This window comes from Bartonella sp. AP280QHHD, from assembly GCF_042196125.1.
Classification (GTDB): Bacteria; Pseudomonadota; Alphaproteobacteria; order Rhizobiales; family Rhizobiaceae; genus Bartonella.
Window position 1 is genome coordinate 131,548 of sequence record NZ_JBHIPQ010000015.1, and the last position, 17,692, is coordinate 149,239.

At 38.3% G+C, this 17,692-nt stretch carries 20 protein-coding genes and 1 pseudogene; 18 read left to right on the top strand and 3 right to left on the bottom strand.

What is annotated here, in order from left to right; all coding sequences use genetic code 11:
• The first annotated feature begins 151 nt into the window (after positions 1–151).
• The 3 genes and pseudogenes from ACFIMK_RS01675 (at position 152) to dut (ACFIMK_RS01685) (ending at position 2,398) form a co-directional block, all read left to right on the top strand.
• Positions 152–961 (top strand): VIT1/CCC1 transporter family protein, encoded by an 810-nt coding sequence (locus ACFIMK_RS01675; protein WP_375682721.1) that lies wholly within the window; start codon positions 152–154, stop codon positions 959–961.
• A gap of 259 nt (positions 962–1,220) precedes the next feature.
• Positions 1,221–1,751, top strand: coding sequence for a dUTP diphosphatase (gene dut / locus ACFIMK_RS01680; RefSeq protein WP_375682892.1), 531 nt, complete (start codon positions 1,221–1,223; stop codon positions 1,749–1,751).
• An 89-nt stretch (positions 1,752–1,840) separates the two neighbouring features.
• A pseudogene (dut, locus tag ACFIMK_RS01685) lies at positions 1,841–2,398 on the top strand (dUTP diphosphatase).
• A gap of 835 nt (positions 2,399–3,233) precedes the next feature.
• Here the strand turns inward: dut (ACFIMK_RS01685) and ACFIMK_RS01690 are convergent.
• Both ACFIMK_RS01690 and ACFIMK_RS01695 read right to left on the bottom strand, forming a co-directional pair.
• Positions 3,234–3,827: a biopolymer transporter ExbD gene (locus ACFIMK_RS01690; RefSeq protein ID WP_375638299.1), complete on the bottom strand. Its 594-nt coding sequence runs from the start codon at positions 3,825–3,827 to the stop codon at positions 3,234–3,236.
• Positions 3,824–4,726, bottom strand: a complete 903-nt coding sequence (locus ACFIMK_RS01695) for a MotA/TolQ/ExbB proton channel family protein (RefSeq protein ID WP_375638298.1) — start codon at positions 4,724–4,726, stop codon at positions 3,824–3,826. Before ACFIMK_RS01695 ends, ACFIMK_RS01690 begins: the two co-directional genes overlap by 4 nt.
• A gap of 1,006 nt (positions 4,727–5,732) precedes the next feature.
• Between ACFIMK_RS01695 and ACFIMK_RS01700 the strand changes: the two genes are divergently transcribed.
• From ACFIMK_RS01700 to ACFIMK_RS01710, 3 genes are all read left to right on the top strand, one after another.
• Positions 5,733–6,059 (top strand): YqjD family protein, encoded by a 327-nt coding sequence (locus tag ACFIMK_RS01700; RefSeq protein ID WP_375612522.1) that lies wholly within the window; start codon positions 5,733–5,735, stop codon positions 6,057–6,059.
• A 3-nt stretch (positions 6,060–6,062) separates the two neighbouring features.
• Positions 6,063–6,506 carry a hypothetical protein gene (locus ACFIMK_RS01705; RefSeq protein ID WP_375682893.1) on the top strand — a complete coding sequence of 148 codons (444 nt, stop codon included), beginning with the start codon at positions 6,063–6,065 and terminating at the stop codon, positions 6,504–6,506.
• Between the two features lie 1,338 nt (positions 6,507–7,844).
• Entirely contained in the window at positions 7,845–8,009 is a 165-nt protein-coding gene (locus ACFIMK_RS01710; protein ID WP_273758902.1) for a hypothetical protein, read from the top strand.
• A 733-nt stretch (positions 8,010–8,742) separates the two neighbouring features.
• On the opposite strand, the gene ACFIMK_RS01715 is transcribed toward ACFIMK_RS01710, so the two are convergent.
• Positions 8,743–9,486 (bottom strand): nuclease, encoded by a 744-nt coding sequence (locus ACFIMK_RS01715; RefSeq protein ID WP_375682894.1) that lies wholly within the window; start codon positions 9,484–9,486, stop codon positions 8,743–8,745.
• A 158-nt stretch (positions 9,487–9,644) separates the two neighbouring features.
• Between ACFIMK_RS01715 and ACFIMK_RS01720 the strand changes: the two genes are divergently transcribed.
• The 12 genes from ACFIMK_RS01720 to ACFIMK_RS01775 all read left to right on the top strand — a co-directional run bounded on the left by ACFIMK_RS01720 (position 9,645) and on the right by ACFIMK_RS01775 (position 17,690).
• A complete protein-coding gene (locus ACFIMK_RS01720) occupies positions 9,645–9,995 on the top strand; it encodes a TrbC/VirB2 family protein (RefSeq protein ID WP_375613238.1) in 351 nt (116 codons plus the stop codon).
• A gap of 18 nt (positions 9,996–10,013) precedes the next feature.
• Positions 10,014–10,340, top strand: coding sequence for a type IV secretion system protein VirB3 (locus ACFIMK_RS01725; protein WP_375668252.1), 327 nt, complete (start codon positions 10,014–10,016; stop codon positions 10,338–10,340).
• The gene (locus tag ACFIMK_RS01730; RefSeq protein ID WP_375650061.1) at positions 10,337–12,697 is read left to right on the top strand and encodes a VirB4 family type IV secretion/conjugal transfer ATPase; all 2,361 of its coding nucleotides are present in this window, start codon (positions 10,337–10,339) and stop codon (positions 12,695–12,697) included. Before ACFIMK_RS01725 ends, ACFIMK_RS01730 begins: the two co-directional genes overlap by 4 nt.
• On the top strand, positions 12,694–13,464 hold the full coding sequence (locus tag ACFIMK_RS01735) for a type IV secretion system protein (RefSeq protein WP_375612515.1): 771 nt from the start codon (positions 12,694–12,696) through the stop codon (positions 13,462–13,464). Before ACFIMK_RS01730 ends, ACFIMK_RS01735 begins: the two co-directional genes overlap by 4 nt.
• 24 nt (positions 13,465–13,488) lie before the next feature.
• Positions 13,489–13,755 (top strand): EexN family lipoprotein, encoded by a 267-nt coding sequence (locus ACFIMK_RS01740; RefSeq protein ID WP_375682895.1) that lies wholly within the window; start codon positions 13,489–13,491, stop codon positions 13,753–13,755.
• Positions 13,755–14,135 (top strand): EexN family lipoprotein, encoded by a 381-nt coding sequence (locus ACFIMK_RS01745; RefSeq protein ID WP_375682896.1) that lies wholly within the window; start codon positions 13,755–13,757, stop codon positions 14,133–14,135. Before ACFIMK_RS01740 ends, ACFIMK_RS01745 begins: the two co-directional genes overlap by 1 nt.
• A 2-nt stretch (positions 14,136–14,137) precedes the next feature.
• Entirely contained in the window at positions 14,138–14,545 is a 408-nt protein-coding gene (locus ACFIMK_RS01750) for an EexN family lipoprotein (RefSeq protein ID WP_375631996.1), read from the top strand.
• Positions 14,545–14,925, top strand: a complete 381-nt coding sequence (locus ACFIMK_RS01755; RefSeq protein ID WP_375682897.1) for an EexN family lipoprotein — start codon at positions 14,545–14,547, stop codon at positions 14,923–14,925. Before ACFIMK_RS01750 ends, ACFIMK_RS01755 begins: the two co-directional genes overlap by 1 nt.
• Entirely contained in the window at positions 14,925–15,329 is a 405-nt protein-coding gene (locus ACFIMK_RS01760; RefSeq protein WP_375682898.1) for an EexN family lipoprotein, read from the top strand. Before ACFIMK_RS01755 ends, ACFIMK_RS01760 begins: the two co-directional genes overlap by 1 nt.
• Before the next feature lie 295 nt (positions 15,330–15,624).
• Positions 15,625–16,029, top strand: a complete 405-nt coding sequence (locus ACFIMK_RS01765; protein ID WP_375682900.1) for an EexN family lipoprotein — start codon at positions 15,625–15,627, stop codon at positions 16,027–16,029.
• 294 nt (positions 16,030–16,323) lie between these two features.
• A complete protein-coding gene (locus ACFIMK_RS01770; protein WP_375641196.1) occupies positions 16,324–16,728 on the top strand; it encodes an EexN family lipoprotein in 405 nt (134 codons plus the stop codon).
• Positions 16,729–16,754: 26 nt separating this feature from the next.
• Positions 16,755–17,690, top strand: coding sequence for a type IV secretion system protein (locus ACFIMK_RS01775; RefSeq protein WP_375682901.1), 936 nt, complete (start codon positions 16,755–16,757; stop codon positions 17,688–17,690).
• The last annotated feature ends 2 nt before the right edge of the window (positions 17,691–17,692 follow it).

Genomic DNA, 17,692 nt, shown 5'->3' on the forward strand with positions numbered 1-17,692 from the left:
CTTGAATTTATTTGCCAGCTTTACTTTCATAGCACCCCAGCATTTTTTTACTGCAACCTTTTTGCAATTTTTCAGTTTTGAACTTTTAGATTGACTTTCGGTTTATTTTTCTTATGTTTTAGAATTATTCTAAAGTGCAAAGGAACAGAAAATGTTGAAATTGTTTTTTTCATTTGTACAACGTAAAGCTCTGTCCTTTCGTTCAGCACAAAACGTGATACTTAAAGCGCTCAAATTAAAAGAGCAACATGCGGCGCTCTATTTAAAATATGCAAAAGCTCTAGAACCTTATTCCTCTAAGGAAGCCGCGGTTTTTACCGCCATGGGGCTTCAAGAGCTTAAAAATTATAAGCAACTTTTGTGCCTTTCTTGCCATAATCGTGCAAACACTATCGGTTCATTATGTGACAAAACTTCTCTTGTGAAAGGCAAGAACCGCCATCCCTCCCAAAAAACAACAGCGGCAAATCACACCATAAAAAAACCTTCGAAAACGCAAAGACAAACACTTTTGACTTGGATTCAACCAGGTCTAGCAGGGTTAATGGATGGCTCTGTTTCCACCCTTGCCCCCATTTTTGCCGCAGCTTTTGCCACGGGAGACACGCATCAAACTTTTTTGATAGGGCTCTCAGCTTCAATTGGTGCGGGACTTTCAATGGGTTTCACAGAAGCAGCCCATGATGACGGAAAATTATCAGGGCGTGGTTCGCCATTAAAAAGAGGCCTTGCCAGCGGCATTATGACCACATTAGGAGGATTAGGCCATACGCTTCCCTATTTAATCAACTCTTTTTATGTAGCGACAATTATTGCTTTTATCATTGTTTTTTTCGAACTAGGCGCCATCGTCTGGATTCAGAACAAATTCATGTCAACTCCCTTTTGGCGCGCTTCTTTACAGGTTATCATTGGGGGAGCTCTGGTTTTTGCCACGGGTATACTTATCGGTAGTATCTAAAAAATCTTATCTGTAACCATAATTTAGATCTCAAATAAGCGCATGCCCCTAGGCATAAGCCATCCTTGATGATGCCATTATTGAAAAATGCCTTTGATGATGTTAGGTGGTGTTGTGGAATATTTTAGGTCAGCCAAAGATGATAAGCAAGCTCTGGGGACAACCTATATCCACACACCTTTATCGACTTGGTTTTATAGATATCTTTTGTTAAAGTATCATTTTCTTCTAGACCTCATATTTTGGAAATGCCTCGATCATGTCGCACACTGAAACCAACGCCCCTCTAAACAATCATCCTGTCTCTTCTCAATCTTCACATGCCCAAACTTTATTTGTTCAGCGTCTTGCACACGGACAAGGTTTAGAACTTCCTTGCTACGCGACAGCGGGTTCTGCGGGTCTTGATCTACGGGCAGCAATTGGAGAAGAAGAAACGCTTGTTCTTAGCCCTGGGCAGCGGGCACTTATTCCAACAGGTCTCATTTTTCATTTATCTCTTGGGTTTGAAGCACAAATACGTCCACGCTCTGGCTTAGCCTTAAAACACGGCATCACATGCCTCAACACTCCAGGAACGATTGATAGTGACTACCGTGGTGAAGTCAAAGTCCTTCTTATCAATTTAGGCCAAGAAGACTTTTCCATCCAACGAGGCATGCGCATTGCCCAAACAGTCATCGCCCCCGTATCTCAAGTTAATGTTTGCGCCATTGAACCAGAGCAAAATACCCAAAGCCATAACGAGAGCCGTGGAACAGGAGGTTTTGGTTCAACGGGACACACTTAAGAAGCTCTGAAAAATCTCTACTCTCAAAATAACACATACCCAACCACTCTTTCACTAGAAGTCCCTTGGGCTTTTAAAGTGTAGAAGGAGTGCGCATTTGCTTTCAAAGTTTTTTCACTAAACGCCCCTCTAAACAAGTATCCTTACTCTTCTCCTGTCTCTTCTCAATCTTCACACCCCCCTTGACTTTATCCGTTCAGCATCTTGCACTTGGGACAAGAAAGCTTCCTCACTACACAACGGCTGATTCTGCGGTCTTGGATTTACAAGCAGCAATTGGTAAAGAAGAAACGCTTGTTCTTGCCTCTGGGCAGCGGGCACTTATTCCAACAGGTCTCATTTTTCATTTATCTCTTGGGTTTGAAGCACGCATCCGTCCACGCTCTGGCTTAGCCTTAAAACACGGGCATCACATGCCTCAACACTCCAAGAACGATTGGGTGTGACTATCCGGAAGTGAAGTCAAACTCCTTCTTATCAATTTAGGCCAAGAAGACTTTTCAATCCAACGGGGCATGCGCATTGCCCAAACAGTCATCGCCCCTGTATCCCAAGTTAATGTTTGCGCCATTGAACCAGAGCAAAATACCCAAAGCCATAACGAGAGCCGTGGAACAGGAGGTTTTGGTTCAACAGGACACACTTAAGAGGCTCTGAAAAATCGCTACTCTCAAAATAACACACATACTTATTCCAACCACTCTTTCACTGGAAATTCTTTGCGCTTTTAAAGTGCAGAGGGAATGCGCATTTGCTTTCAAAGTTTTTTCACTAAACGCCCCTCTAAATAATCATCTCTCAATTACGTCTCTCACGCTATACAAAACTTCATTATCGCCCGATACCCCTCCCCCATAACAAAAAAATTGGCATTAACCATTGAGCGTTCACACACTGCTTGTAATGTCGACAATCTATACATCATATTGATTTATAATAATAATGAATTGTCTTTCAACTTAAACGAGAAATCTCAATACTGTAAGATTGTTTCATGGCAAGCCTATTTATATTAAATCAATCAAAAGCATGTTTCTCACATTCCAAACGTGATTAGCATACAGATAAAAACTGAAAAAATGCCTACAATGAATACGTATATTAACACTGTCTTGGAAAAAAATATAAATACGATAATGGTGCTCGCTTGCTCTTTTGTTAAGCGTAAAGATGGTGATGTTTGATAGGTTTTTTGATTATTTTACGGGGGCTTTACCGTTATACCATTTATGAACACCGCCGCAAAAAAGGCTTTAAGATGTATTAAGACACACAACAATCGCCTCTGCTGTTTTCTTGATCGCACCTCTTGCGGCAAGATGAGTAGAGTTTAATCCTAAAAAAACCGATTCGATATATGAACCCCCTGCGTAATATCAAACCCATGCGTGTTTGGTTTAATAAATCCGCGGAACCCTCATCAATTTCACTCTACGACTTTGAGTAATATGCTTTGCTTCCTGCAACAAAGGCTGTTTTTTATCACTGATCAGAGACATCGGCTGGAATATTAGCGTTTCCCGTAGTGCTCGTTGTTACGGCATCCACATGCCCCACAACGTTACCACCCGCGCTACCACCCGCTCCATCGACAGCAGCGTTCGCTACCCCTGTTGTTTTATTATTGATCTCACCTCTTGAGACAAGATTGGTAGAGTTTTGCAATCCTACAAGACCGATTTTATGATATCCAGCCATACGTATTTGATTTAATAAATCGATGACAGTACCATAATCAATTTCGCTATCCGCTTTGATTAAAATTTTTGCCTCTAAATTTTGCGTCGTTTCCCTCAACAAAGCTTCTCTCAAAGCTGCTTGTTCTACAAGATGATCACCAATGTAAAGAGAACGATCTTTTTGCAACGTAACATAAAGAGGTTCATCAGACTGAACCACTGAAGGTGCTTGAGTTATAGAAGGAAGCTGAACGGAAATGGCAGATGTTGCCAAAGGCGCAGCAACCATAAAAACAATAAGCAACACCAATACAACATCAATAAAAGGGGTCACATTGATTTCGCTTTGCAACCCACTCTCGTCTATATCCCAATCATTATTAAGGCTTGCTTTCATTTTTTATGACTTTTCTGTTGTCTTTGTCTATCAAGTTCACGGCTCAAGAGCCTTTCAAGAGCAGCAGCGATATCACCTAAATCACTACGATAACCACTCAAAGCACGCATAAGGCTATTATACATAACAACGGCGGGAATAGCCACAAAAAGCCCAACAGCCGTTGCGAATAAGGCTTCAGCAATTCCAGGCGCCACCACATCAAGTCGCGTTGTTTGAGACTGAGCAATCCCAATAAAAGAATTCATAATTCCCCAAACAGTTGCAAAAAGACCAACAAAAGGAGCAATTGCGCCAATAGTTGCAAGAACAGCACTTCCACATGCAACACGGCGTGTAGCAGCCAGCAAGCAGCGTGACAAAAGTGAATGAACCCTTTCTTTTAAACCTTCATGAACATCACGAACCCTAGCATCGCGAACATCGCGGGAAACATCTTCATATTGATTGCTCTCCTCATAAAAGAGAATATCTTCAATCGTTTGTGCCCTTTCCTCTGTACTGGTTTTTTCACCAGAGCTTTCGTTTATCCCTTCAGGAGCAGAAAAATGAACCTGTTGTGCAGAAAGATACACCTCTTTAAGGACTTCTTTGAGAAAAAACACACCAGCTCCTTTGCTTTCTTTCAAGCTAGCTGCCAAACGCGTAAGAGTCTGAGCATTTAGAACCAATTGAAGTTCATGACGTACTCTTCGTTTTACCAAAGTGATCTCAACAATTTTCACAAAAGCAATTGTCCAAGACATAAGTGAAGCAAATAACAAAATAATGATAACGGCTTTTACCACCCAATCAGCAGCCATAAACATAGAAAGAGGAGAAAAATCATGCACTGTCAATACAGCAGACATATTATCTAAAGGGACTGTTTTATCTAAAGGGACTGTTTCAGATTCCATTTTTATCTCACATTCTTGTGCTCTTATCTTTATTTATGAGCTGGATCGTCACCCCGCATAGCATCACTGTTCCACAATGCCACTACCCTTTTAACGTCACTTGTGTATTCCTCTTAAGAAAGAAAACTTGATAAATCAAGTATAGTTTTATTTCACAAGCTCTCTCTTAATTCTAAAGAAATTACTCAAGAAATTTTTCTCTAACAATTCAACAAGTTTATCTTACCCAATCAATTTATTGCATAAATTAGGCAAAATGATAAACTTACAAGAAGTATCGCATATAATATTTTAATTTATAAGAATAATTTATCATCGTTCCTGTTAAATAAATCTCTCATATCGCAAAGCTTTTCTCATTTCTGCGGCTCTTTTAAATCCAACAAAATATTTGCTTACATGAAACAAGCAGCAAAAATATCATAAAACTCTTAAAGAAAAGGACATGCACTTCTCTAACAACCCCTACACTAAAGTACCTCTCCTATCCTAAAATAAAAATATACCTTACGTTTTTAAAAAAGAACGATCGCAATATTCTTAAACTGACCAAAAGTATCATGGGGAGCGCGTGTTGCCCCCAAATACATAGAGAGCAAAGAGCCGCAATATTATTTTCTTTTTCTTTGCTGCAAAAGTATAAAAATGACAGTACTTCTGCCGCAAAATCGCAACAACGATGTTTTTTACCTGTCACAAGCTTAAAAAATAAGCCTCAGCACACTTTTAAAAAACTTTTATAAAAAACTGCGCCACGAGAAACTGAAGAATGGTGCTAAATTACTGCAAAAGCATAAGACAATTCTCAACAGATGCGACCCTTTACAGACAAAGCATATCGTATAGGAAAGATTTATTTTATCAAAAACAATTTTAAATTCGACAAAATGAAAGGAACCAAAAAAAGCTTTTGGCGTTACTCAAGCAGTGAAAATTTTCACTCCAATGCAAATGATCACTATGAACACACCAATACAAATATAATGAATCAAGAGGGAAAAATACCATGGCCCATAATAAAACAACACAGCACGATAAATCAGCCGTAGAAAAAGACCTACAAGGACAATTAGAAACGTTACGCACTGAAATTTCAGGGATTACCTCAACCCTAACAGATCTTGGTGCAAACAAATTCAACGCCGCCAAAGACAAAGCGGAAAAACTATATCACTCAGCGAAAGAAAGTGGTGAAGACATGATGTCTCAAGCAAAAGACAAAATTAGTGATCTTGAACAAACCATGAATCAATGCGTTCGCAAAAATCCTGGCAAAAGCGTTTTGTTTGCCGCAGGGGTTGGTTTTATTCTTTCTCAATTACTACGTCGTTAAGCAATGCATAAGTTTATCGCGCCTCTTTTAAACCATCTTGTCGGTGGAGGGCTTAAAAGCACAGTCAAGCAAGTACGCCTTCAAGCAATTTTTTATGGGTTTATTGGCATTTCATTCTTCATGTCTTTGCTTTTTTTATGTACCATCGGTTTTATTGCGTTATGTTCTGTTATGAAGCCTCTTGCTGCCGCCAGTATCATGTTTTTAATTTGTCTTTCTCTTGCGGGATTAGGTCTTATTATCAGTCGCGTTCTCAAAACTTATCAACGCTATGACCAACAAAAAAAGACAGAAGAACAACGCCACAAACTCATGACAGATGCGACTGTTTCCAGCCTTGCAGCTCTCAGTCAACATCTCCCTTTTGCCAAATTGAGTGTTCCCATTCTCGGACTTGCAACTTATTTTTTGTGGAAAAAAGATAAAAAAGACCGCTTTTCAAAGTAAAATATGTAAAACTGTCACTCTAAATTCCCCCTCAGTGTGCTTTCTTTTATAACAAAAGAAAGCACATTTTTTTCCTCATAGTCTCTTTAGCTTCTTCAAATACCTGAAAAAAATCCCCTTCATTTTGCTAAAAATTCCATAGAACCGCTACACTCTCTTTCAGATTGCAACCCATTTTTCATGAACATAACAACATAAGGCAATGCTTGCATTAGAAGTCCTAGTTTAATTCGAAGCCATTTATTGTTTTTTGAAGGAAATGATGTTCCGTTTCTGCCTTTCTCTATATTTTCATAAGCTTTTTTCAGAACCAAAGGTCACGTCATCGATTTGAATTTATAAAGCAAAAATATTCCCCGTATGAAAATTCTTTTTTCAAAAAATCTGAAATTTTTACCGATAAGAAAGTTGTAAAAACGTCCATTACACAACAAAAATTTATCAACTCTGATACGAATAGAACAGAGGTCATACCTACAATTCACGTCACAGAAAAAATAAAGAAAGAAAATTTTATAGAAATATTTGCTGATGGCATTCAAGCAATTTGTAATTTATCTCGTACAGGACATCGTGCTTTGATAATAGTTTTAGAAGAATATCGATCTAATAAATCAACAAACGAAGATCCCAGCAGCGTTACCTTAATTTGGTTTGATGGGGGTATAAATGGAAAAAAGCGCGATATGGTCGACAGAACTTTTCACAACGGTTTAAGAGAGCTCATACAAAAAGGAATTTTAAAACCAAAATTGCCTAATCAATACTGAGTGAATCCTATTCTGTTCTTCAAAGAAGAAAAAGTTGCTTTTATGAAAGAATATCAAATAGAATCATCTTCTACCAAACCGGATATTTCATCCGTTGAACATCAAACAGATCTTGAAGATTTTATAACAAAATAACTTGTATCATTTATCGTACTGTGTATATTGTGGAGCATCTTGATTTAAGCGCGTGAGGGGAAAATAATGTCAAAATCACAAATAAGCAAAGAGGCGCTCGTCCTTTTGCTTTTATGGCTTCGTGGTCCTTTAAGATTGATACTAAGCCTTATAATGATAATGGGGTTTGTGGGATTGTTTACAATTCCTATTATGATATTATCAATAGGTTGGTCAAAAGCACTAATAAACATTACAATTTGTTCCTTTATATTAGGTTTTGGCTCTTTCCTTCTAATTTTTTATTATGATAAACTTATAAGATATTTACAATAAACTGTTCACATATTTTTCCATTAACAATACTAATAAAAAACAAAAGATCACGATAATTAAATCTGTATTCCGATATAATTGATGAGATTAATACATATAATTTTTAAAGAGGGGAAAAATGAAAAAATTTATTTTAATATGCTTGGCTCTATTGACTATAGGATTGAATATTACAGGTTGTGGTAAAAGTGAAGAGGAAAAACGTAGAGCCCAACAAGAAGAACAAGCTAAAAAGTTTTTTGAAACAAAATCGCCAGATACAGATCGTGGACATGCATATTAAATAAATACCCCACGACAATAAAATGTGAGTTATCAATCTCTAACTAAAAGAGTATTTTGTGTAACTCACACCTGACAACGTCATTGTACACTTTAACACGTATGAAGACAATCAGTTTTAAAAACTTTGGAAAGGCTTTTCATAACCTATCCGCTTAACGCTAAGTATTTATATAACAAAATACCCATTTATTATCTTTTCTTGTCTTTTTTATAATATTTTCAAATATATATCACTTAAAATACCTTATTATTTTCATCACTTTCTTTTGACTTATCCCCCTATAAGCTTTCTCTTTAATCATGATCTCAAAGCCGCGTGAGAAAAGAACAAGATAGGCCTTTTGGTTATTGATAAGGGGCACACGTGCGCCTAACGATACGCTTTTACAGAATTTCCCAGCCTTTAAAACTTAAGGCTTTTAGCCTTCTCATTTAAATGCAGGTTTGATGTCATGATTTTGGGGTGCGATTATTAAGAGTTTGAGAAGCGAAGAGCTTTTCATTTAAAAAGCAAAACGAAATGACGTATAGCCAAGGAAACGCGCTCTCCCATAGCACTGTAGTAAACAACCTATAAGGATATTTTAAACACAACAAATTTTCATAACGAGCGTTGTCCACCAAGGACTGTGTGGATTATCATTAACTTTTTTCTGATAAGATTTGCAGTAGAATATTGTCTTGATTTTTAAATAGCGCTTGAAAAGACGCTTTATCAATAATGGTCAATATTAATTATGGTCAATGGGATTATAGCTCCCATGATCTCTTCGCCAATCTTCTGGTTGTTGAAATTGGCTCGACCATAAACCGTTTTGTGCTTTTTGAGCAGCAGATTGTAGAGTTTTATAGTCTGCGGGGGATGGAAAATGATGCTGATCTTTTGTCAACACCATCAACCCTTCTGCCAGCCCCAACCGCGCCAGATCAACCCCATCTACAAAACATTGTGCATAATGAACCTGTTGAACGACACGTGCTTGCCGACAAGTAACCTTTTTATCAATTGTTTTTGAAACAAGCCAAGCCGTAACAAAAGCACCGCAAGGCCACTTAACTCCGTTGCGTGAGGCAAATTGTCGTGTTTCACAGCTTTCCACACCATATAATCGGATATCACGGATAATCTTTTTTCTCCATCCATCATCTACAAGCGTAATCATTTTAAAGGTCACACCACTTGTGACCTGTATAGCACCGGAATAGACCGGCACATTTTCTTCATAAAATTGTGATGCGATTGGTTCTGAATGCAACACCACATTTTGTTGGATTGCGTCTTGTTGGTTTGCATAATCAACCAATTGTGACTTCGGATTTTGAACGGGGTTTCCAATTGTCTTTTCTGATCCTTCAAAAAGAGAAAATTGCATAATATTTTCAGTATGTTGACTGAAATAAAAGTATCCTAAAATAATAATACAAATTAAGACAATATATTTAGGCGCTGCTCGAAAACATTTTAAAAGTATCATTTTGAATATTACTATATTTTTTGTTTATTAAATAATAAAAGATTAAATATTATTAATTTATCGATAGAAAAAAATATTTTTTTCATTTATATGATTCCCGATTAATATTTTGAATATTAATTTTATGATCAACTTAAACATAAAGCGGGGGAATTTTCATGAAAAACATGAATAATTCGTTCATTAATGAACATACCTTACAAAAAACTATTCTATCCAACACCCAAAAAAAATGGTTAACAGCAGCATTGATGCTGTTTATTGCCTTCATGGCACTGAGTGAACCAGCATTTGCTGATGGCGGCTTCGGAAAAATTGAAACTGCTCTTGATAAAATAATTGAAGCTTTAACAGGAAAAATTGCAACATCAATTGCAACCATTGCGGTTGCTGGTATTGGGCTTGCATGGATTGCTGGTTATGTTGAAATGCGTAAAGCTTTCTTTGTTTGTGTTGGCATCGGCATTGTTATGGGTGCAACGCAAATCGTATCAATGTTTTCCCATTAAACTTTGCCTTTCAAAGCCATGAAAGAGAACGACAAGCTAACAGAAGATACGTTATTTCTTGCTTGCACGCGCCCTGCAATGATTGCGGGCGTGACGGTGGAAGCTATGGGATTAAATGGGATAGGAACGATGATATTGTTCATTATGGCAGGCAATATTTTTCTTCTAACCTTTGGTGTGATGCTGCATTTCATATTCAAGGAAATCCTAAAGCATGACCATAACAAATTTCGTATTCTTCTGACATGGCAAAAGACAAGTATTTTTGCCAGAAATTCGAGTCTATGGGGTGGGGGAAGTATTTCTCCATTACGATTAATTCGTAATTATGAGGAATTACAATGAATAGAACAGAGCGCAAACGTGAAAAGCAGCCAGAGGCGATCATTCCTTATGTGCGCCATGTCAACAAGCACATCATTGCGTTGGATTCACGCGCTCTCATGAGCGTTATTAAACTTGAAGGGATTAACTTTGAGACAGCGGATATTATTGATCTGAATGTGCTTCACGAACAGCTCAATAATCTGTTTAAAAACATAGCGGATGAACGGATAGCGCTTTATAGCCATATTATCAGAAAGCGTGAAACGATTTATCCGGATGGGACTTTCAGATCGGCATTTGCCAAGCAATTAGATGATAAATATCGCGACCGGATGATTTCACAGGAGCTTTATCGCAATGAGCTTTATCTTTCTATTTTGTGGAATCCACACGTTGATCAAACGGATAAATTAGTGGAGTTTTTCAAACGTTTAGGCAAAGCCAAGCAAGAAAAGACAGAAGTTGATGCAGAGTCCATTCGCAAGCTTGAAGATATTACCACAGATCTTATTCAAAATTTAGAGCGTTATGGTGCAAGAAGATTGAGTCTTTATGAACATGAAGGCAATATTTATTCGCAGCAAAGTGAGTTTATCCACCAATTGGTGGGAGGTCGTCGTGAACGTATCCCTCTCACATGGGGGACGATAGCTTCGACTGTTTATTCAGACCGTCTCATTTTTGGGAAAGAGATCATAGAAATACGCACCGAGGCGGGACAGCGGTTTGCGGGCATGTTTGGTTGGAAAGAATATCCAGCAAAAACCAGGGTAGGCATGGCGGATGGTTTGCTCACCCTTCCCTTTGAGTTTATTTTCACCCAATCTTTTATTTTCAAGAGCAAAAATGCTGCCAAACAGATTATGGGGCGCAAACAGAATCAAATGGTCAATGCAGGAGATCGAGCAGGTTCACAAATTATGGAACTGGATGATGCGCTTGATGATCTTGAATCCAATCGTTTTGTTTTAGGGGAGCATCATTTATCATTGGCAGTTTTTGCTGATACGCCGCAAGAGTTAGCGGATAATCTTGCCAAAGCGCGTTCTCGTCTTACAGATGGTGGGGCTGTGATTGCGCGGGAAGACTTAGGGTTAGCAGCAGCTTGGTGGGCACAATTGCCTGGCAATTATGCTTATCGCACCCGCTCTGGTGCAATAACAAGCCGCAATTATGCAGCGCTTTCTCCTTTTCATTCTTTTCCGGTTGGGAAAATAGATGGCAATGTGTGGGGACCAGCGGTCGCCTTGATGAAAACCTCTGCTGGTTCACCGTTTTATTTTAACTTTCACTTTGGTGATTTAGGCAATACGTTTGTTTGTGGTCCCTCTGGTTCTGGGAAAACGGTTATTGTCAATTTTCTTTTAGCGCAACTTCAAAAGCATGATCCCAATATGGTCTTTTTTGACAAAGATCGGGGCGCAGAACTTTTTGTCAGAGCGGGTGGCGGCACTTATATGCCCTTGAAGAATGGTAGACCGACAGGCATAGCACCGCTAAAAGGCTTAGACTATAACAATCCAGCAGATAGAGTTTTTTTACGCCAATGGATTATAAAGCTTGTTTCGTCTGAAGATCAAAAGATCAGTGAATCAGAAAGACAAGATATTTCTGCTGCTGTTGACCAACTTGCCTTATTACCCAAAGAACAACGGACAATATCGGCCTTACAAATGTTTTTTGACACCACGCACAGGGAGGGGATAGCGGGTCGTTTAGAAAGATGGTGTAAAGGCAATGCCTTAGGGTGGGTTTTTGACAATCCTGATGACGACATTGGCATTGATGCAAAATTTATTGGTTATGACATGACGGATTTTTTAGACAATAATGAAATTCGTCCACCCTTGATGATGTATCTTTTTCATAGGATTTTGTCTCTGATTGATGGACGTCGTATTATCATTGTCATTGATGAGTTTTGGAAAGCCTTAGAGGATGATTCCTTTAAAGCCTTTGCGCAAGACAGGCTGAAAACTATCCGTAAACAAAATGGTTTGATGTTGTTTGCAACGCAATCTCCCAAAGATGCGATCAATTCGACCATTGCTCACACCATTATAGAGCAATGCCCCACACAGATTTATTTTCCCAATCAAAAGGGCAATCATGGGGATTATGTAGAAGGTTTTAAATTATCGGACAGAGAATTTAACCTGATACAATCAGAATTAAGCCGTGAGTCACGGCGTTTTCTCATCAAACAAGGACAAAGTTCAGTTGTAGCAGAGCTAAATTTACGCGGCTTTGATGATGAAATAGCCATTTTAAGTGGCACCACCAAGAATATTGAACTCCTAGAGACCATTATGGATGAAGTTGGACAATCTCCAGAAAAATGGCTTCCTATTTTTCAAGAAAGGTCAAAGCAATGAAAAAACTTTTATTGGCAACAGCTCTTTGCGCAATTTCTTTTGGACCTCAAGCAAATGCATTTGGAGGTGGTCCCTTTGATTATAAAATACTGCTGGAAAATATAGAGCAAGCCAAAAGATTGAGAGAACAAGTTGCAAAAGCAGAACAACAAATTCAACAAGGTGCACAACAGCTTGAGCAATTAAAGAGCCAACTCGATCAAGCGAAACAGTTATATAACTCCTTAAATGTCAAGCCTGACATTTCGGGATTGAAAGAGATGTTTAACAAGCAAGGGAGCAGTGGCGCCCTTCCTTCAGATTTTAACCACTTTCAACAATCAATGGGCAGTGGTGGCGGCGGTGGCGGTGGCGGCGGCAGCAAAAACACGCAAAAATGGCAAGAAGAACTTAAATACAAAGAGCCCGCGGGGGGCGCAGACTCAAAAGAGGCAGTAGATGCTTTTTACACACAGGAAGTGAAAAAAGCTGAACAGCGCGTAGTAGGACAAGCAGCAAAAGGACAAGACGTCTACGAAGAAGCCAGTGAAACACAAAAAAACATTACCAAGCTTCTTGACGAACTTGGAAGTACTGAAGATGCGGGTAAAATTCAAGGCATTCAAGCACAACTAGAAGCGATACAAGCAAAACTCCAAACACAAGTCCTTCAAATGCAAGCCGCCGCAATGATTCAACAAGCAGAAGAAAAAGCGGCAGAAAGACGTGAAATAGAAGAATTTAAAGCACGAACCAAAGCTTTAGCCCAAAAAATGCGTGGTCAATAAAGAGTAAAAAAGAGGGGCTTGAATATGAACAAGATCATCATAACAACATTGCTACTTTGCACAGGGCTCATCACCACTGGATGTGAAAAAACCTACAGCGTAGAAGAACTTAAAAAAAATAAAAAACTGATGGAAGAAGTATTAGTGAAATGTTTGACGTCAGGGGATTTGAATTCGAAAAATTGTAAAAATGCAGAGCAAGCTGAATTTGAAACCCGTAAAAATTGGAGAGGCTTTGGCTCAACAAATGACGATAAACAAGAATCTGAAAAGAAACAGGACAATAAATAATGAATAAAGTTCTCATAACAACATTGCTGCTTTGCACAGGGCTCATCACAGCTGGTTGTGAAAAAACCTATAGCGTCGCAGAATTTAAAAAAAATCCAAAATTATTTGATGAATGGGTCACGAGATGTGGAGGGATAGGAACTTCAAAAAATTGTGAAAACCTAAGAGTAGCAGGCGCTGAACTTGAGAAAGAACGTCAGGCAAAAGTTGAAGAAGAAAATCGCAAAATAGATGAAAAATTTAAAGCTGAACAAAAAGCTTGGATTGAAAAAATGAGAGCTGAGAATGAAAAATTCCGAGCCGAACAAGAAGCAAAGCGACGTGCTGAAGAAGAACAAGAAGCAAAAGAGCGCGCTAAACAACAACAGGACAGTCATTAATCATGAATAAAGTTCTCATAACAACATTGCTACTTTGCACTGGGCTCATCACAGCTGGATGTGAAAAAACCTACAGCGTAGAAGAATTTAAAAAAGATGAAAAATTACGCCTAGAGTGGGATGCTAAATGTGGATTTGCAGGAACTTCAAAAAATTGTGAAAACATGCGGTTAGCATTTTTAGAACTTCAAAAAGAATATGAAGCAAAAGCAGCAGAAAGAGAGCGTCAAGCGGAAGAGAACCTTCATGAAGCATTAAAAAAAGCTAGAGCTAAAATAATGTCCGATCTTGAAAAAAGAGAAGCTGAATATCAAAAAAGGCAAGCTGAAGAAGAACAAAAAGCAAAAGAACAAGCAGAAAGAGAAGCAGAAGAGCGCGCTAAAGCTAAACAACAACAGGACAATAAATAATGAATAAAGTTCTCATAACAACATTGCTACTTTGCACTGGGCTCATCACAGCTGGGTGTGAAAAAACCTATAGCGTCGCTGAATTTAAAAAAGATAAAAATTTACGCTTAGAGTGGGATGCGAAATGTGGATTCGCAGGAACTTCAAAGAATTGTGAAAACATGCGGTTAGCATTTTTAGAACTTCAAAAAGAATATGAAGCAAAAGCAGCAGAAAGAAGTCGTAAAGCAGCAGAGGAGTATAGGAAAGGTATAGATGAACTTATAGCTGAACAAAAAGCTAAACATGAAAAATGGAAAGCTGAACAAAAAGCAAAAGAACAAGCCAAGAGAGAAGCAGAAGAGCGCGCTAAAGCTAAACAACAACAGGACAATAAATAATGAATAAAGTTCTCATAACAACATTGCTACTTGGCACTGGAATTATCGCTGCTGGCTGTGAAAAAACTTATAGCGTCGCTGAATTTAAAAAAGATGAAAAATTACGCCTAGAATGGGATGCTAAATGTGGATTCGCAGGAACTTCAAAAAATTGTGAAAACATGCGGTTAGCATTTTTAGAACTTCAGAAAGAATATGAAGCAAAAGCAGCAGAAAGAGAGCGTGAAGATGATGAAAAGTTTCAAAAAATGATTAGAGATTCCGAAGCTGAAATGAGAGCCAGAATTAAAAAAATGAGAGCTGAGAATGAAAAATTCCGAGCTGAACAAAAAGCAAAAGAACGCGCTGAAGAAGAACGAAGAGCAAAAGAGCGCGCGGCAGAAGAACAACAGAATAATAATTAAAACACGATGAAGAGCGGAGCATCTCAATGGCAATAGTAACCAAAGGTGTATTTACTTGGATAGATAATACTGTAATGCATTCCCTTACAAAGACAATGGATAGCACCATTACACATCGCTATTGCGCTTTAGCTGCTCAACTTAAAGAGCTTTGTACACTCTATAATATATTTATGGCAACATTATGTCTGTGCTCTAGATTTATCATCACTGGTTATAAAAACCGATAACACAAGCAGAATTTAAAGATTGTGCTCAAAACTTGTAAAACTGAAAGAAAGAAGGGGAAATATTGATGAATAAAGTTCTCATAACAACATTGCTACTTTGCACAGGGCTCATCACAGCTGGATGTGAAAAAACTTATAGCGTCGCTGAATTTAAAAAAGATAAAAATTTACGCTTCGAGTGGGATGCTAGATGTGGATTTGCAGGAACTTCAAAAAATTGTGAAAACGTGCGGTTAGCATTTTTAGAACTTCAGAAAGAGTATGAAGCAAAAGCTGAAGAAAGAGAGCGTCAAGCGGAAGAGAACGATCGCAAAAGATATGAAGAATTTATGGCGAAACAAAAAGCTGATCTTGAAAAAATGAGAGCAGAGACTCAAAAAAAATTAGAAGAACAAAGAGCAAAACGACGTGCTGAAGAAGAACAAGAAGCAAAAGAGCGCGCGGCAGAAGAACAACAAAATAACCATTAAGACATAATGAAGAGCGGAGCATCTCAATGGCAGTAGAAAGCAAAGGCATATTCACTAAGATAGACAATATGTTGATGGATCCCCTTACAAAAATAATGGATAGCACCATTACACATCGCTATTGCGCTTTAGCTGCTCAACTTAAAGAACCTTACAGATTATACAATAGATTTATGGCAACATTATGTTTGTGCTCTAGATTTATCATCACTGGTTATAAAAACCGATAACACAAGCATAATTTAAAGATTGTGCTCAAACCTCAAAAACTGAAAGAAAGAAGGGGAAATATCTATGAATAAAGTTCTCATAACAACATTGCTACTTTGCACAGGGCTCATCACCGCTGGCTGTGAAAAAACCTATAGCGTCGCAGAATTTAAAAAAGATGAAAAATTACGCCTAGAGTGGGATGCGAAATGTGGATTTGCAGGAACTTCAAAAAATTGTGAAAACATGCGGTTAGCATTTTTAGAACTTCAGAAAGAATATGAAGCAAAAGCAGCAGAAAGAAGCCGTAAAATTGAAGAAGAAAATCGCAAAATAGATGAAAAGTTTCAAGCTGAACAAAAAGCTTGGATTGAAAAAATGAGAGCTAATACTCAAAAAATACTCGAAAAACAAAGAGCGGAAACACGCGCTGAAGAAGAACGAAGAGCAAAAGAGCGCGCGGCAGAAGAACAACAAAATAACCATTAAGACATAATGAAGAGCGGAGCATCTCAATGGCAGTAGAAAGCAAAGGCATCTTTACTAAGATAGATAATATGTTGATGGATCCCCTTACAGACGCAATGAATAACGCCATTTCCAATCTTTCATTAAGCTTAGGTGCTCCGCTTAAGCTGTCTTGTACAATCTATATTATATTTATGGGCTACAATATCATCTATGGGCGCTCTTCCATGCCCTTATGGGAGTTTATAGCGACAACTTTCAAACTGGGCATCGTTGTTGCACTTGCTACAAAAGCCGATGTTTATAATGAGTGGGTCAGTGGTATATTTTTCCATGATCTGCCAAATGCCATTGCAAATGTCACACAAGGAGCACATGTGGATCGAAATGTATGGGACAATATGATAAACAAAGCTGGAGCACAGGTTTTGGACGCAGCAAACCAGTACACAGGTCTGACTCAAATGGGGAAGTTTATTGCGACATGGATTGCTGGTTTTATCTGCCTAGTTGCTGCTATCTTATTTTGTCTAGTCGGTTTTGTTGTTTCATTATTTGCTAAATTGGGTTTGTTTCTTGTCATATCAATAGGACCACTCTTCATAAGCCTCTATATGTTTTCCTCAACCAGAAAATTCACAGAAGCATGGTTAGGGCAAGTTGCAAACTTCATCATTTTATATGTGTTAGTCGTGCTGCTTGGTGGTTTATATGTCAAGATTTCAATGAAAGTTTTTTCAGGAGGTGTTGACAATATCATCACTACTTTAATTCAGTTCTTGGTTGTTGGTATTGGTGGTATTCATCTTTTCCTCAGACTCCCTGATATCGCATCAGCTTTAGCCTCTGGGGGGGCTTCTCTTACAGGATCAGGACCAGTCGCTAAAACAACGGCTCAACTAACAGGTAAAGCTGCTAAAGCAACAGCCAACACGATAGCAAAGGGCGTTAAAAAATTAGCATCACTATTAAAAAAGGTCTAAGT

Coding starts and splice junctions, on each gene's coding strand:
- ACFIMK_RS01675 (WP_375682721.1), top strand. CDS start 152: ATGTTGAAATTGTTTTTTTCATTTGTACAACGTAAAGCTCTGTCCTTT.
- dut (WP_375682892.1), top strand. CDS start 1,221: ATGTCGCACACTGAAACCAACGCCCCTCTAAACAATCATCCTGTCTCT.
- ACFIMK_RS01690 (WP_375638299.1), bottom strand. CDS start 3,827: ATGAAAGCAAGCCTTAATAATGATTGGGATATAGACGAGAGTGGGTTG.
- ACFIMK_RS01695 (WP_375638298.1), bottom strand. CDS start 4,726: ATGGAATCTGAAACAGTCCCTTTAGATAAAACAGTCCCTTTAGATAAT.
- ACFIMK_RS01700 (WP_375612522.1), top strand. CDS start 5,733: ATGGCCCATAATAAAACAACACAGCACGATAAATCAGCCGTAGAAAAA.
- ACFIMK_RS01705 (WP_375682893.1), top strand. CDS start 6,063: ATGCATAAGTTTATCGCGCCTCTTTTAAACCATCTTGTCGGTGGAGGG.
- ACFIMK_RS01710 (WP_273758902.1), top strand. CDS start 7,845: ATGAAAAAATTTATTTTAATATGCTTGGCTCTATTGACTATAGGATTG.
- ACFIMK_RS01715 (WP_375682894.1), bottom strand. CDS start 9,486: ATGATACTTTTAAAATGTTTTCGAGCAGCGCCTAAATATATTGTCTTA.
- ACFIMK_RS01720 (WP_375613238.1), top strand. CDS start 9,645: ATGAAAAACATGAATAATTCGTTCATTAATGAACATACCTTACAAAAA.
- ACFIMK_RS01725 (WP_375668252.1), top strand. CDS start 10,014: ATGAAAGAGAACGACAAGCTAACAGAAGATACGTTATTTCTTGCTTGC.
- ACFIMK_RS01730 (WP_375650061.1), top strand. CDS start 10,337: ATGAATAGAACAGAGCGCAAACGTGAAAAGCAGCCAGAGGCGATCATT.
- ACFIMK_RS01735 (WP_375612515.1), top strand. CDS start 12,694: ATGAAAAAACTTTTATTGGCAACAGCTCTTTGCGCAATTTCTTTTGGA.
- ACFIMK_RS01740 (WP_375682895.1), top strand. CDS start 13,489: ATGAACAAGATCATCATAACAACATTGCTACTTTGCACAGGGCTCATC.
- ACFIMK_RS01745 (WP_375682896.1), top strand. CDS start 13,755: ATGAATAAAGTTCTCATAACAACATTGCTGCTTTGCACAGGGCTCATC.
- ACFIMK_RS01750 (WP_375631996.1), top strand. CDS start 14,138: ATGAATAAAGTTCTCATAACAACATTGCTACTTTGCACTGGGCTCATC.
- ACFIMK_RS01755 (WP_375682897.1), top strand. CDS start 14,545: ATGAATAAAGTTCTCATAACAACATTGCTACTTTGCACTGGGCTCATC.
- ACFIMK_RS01760 (WP_375682898.1), top strand. CDS start 14,925: ATGAATAAAGTTCTCATAACAACATTGCTACTTGGCACTGGAATTATC.
- ACFIMK_RS01765 (WP_375682900.1), top strand. CDS start 15,625: ATGAATAAAGTTCTCATAACAACATTGCTACTTTGCACAGGGCTCATC.
- ACFIMK_RS01770 (WP_375641196.1), top strand. CDS start 16,324: ATGAATAAAGTTCTCATAACAACATTGCTACTTTGCACAGGGCTCATC.
- ACFIMK_RS01775 (WP_375682901.1), top strand. CDS start 16,755: ATGGCAGTAGAAAGCAAAGGCATCTTTACTAAGATAGATAATATGTTG.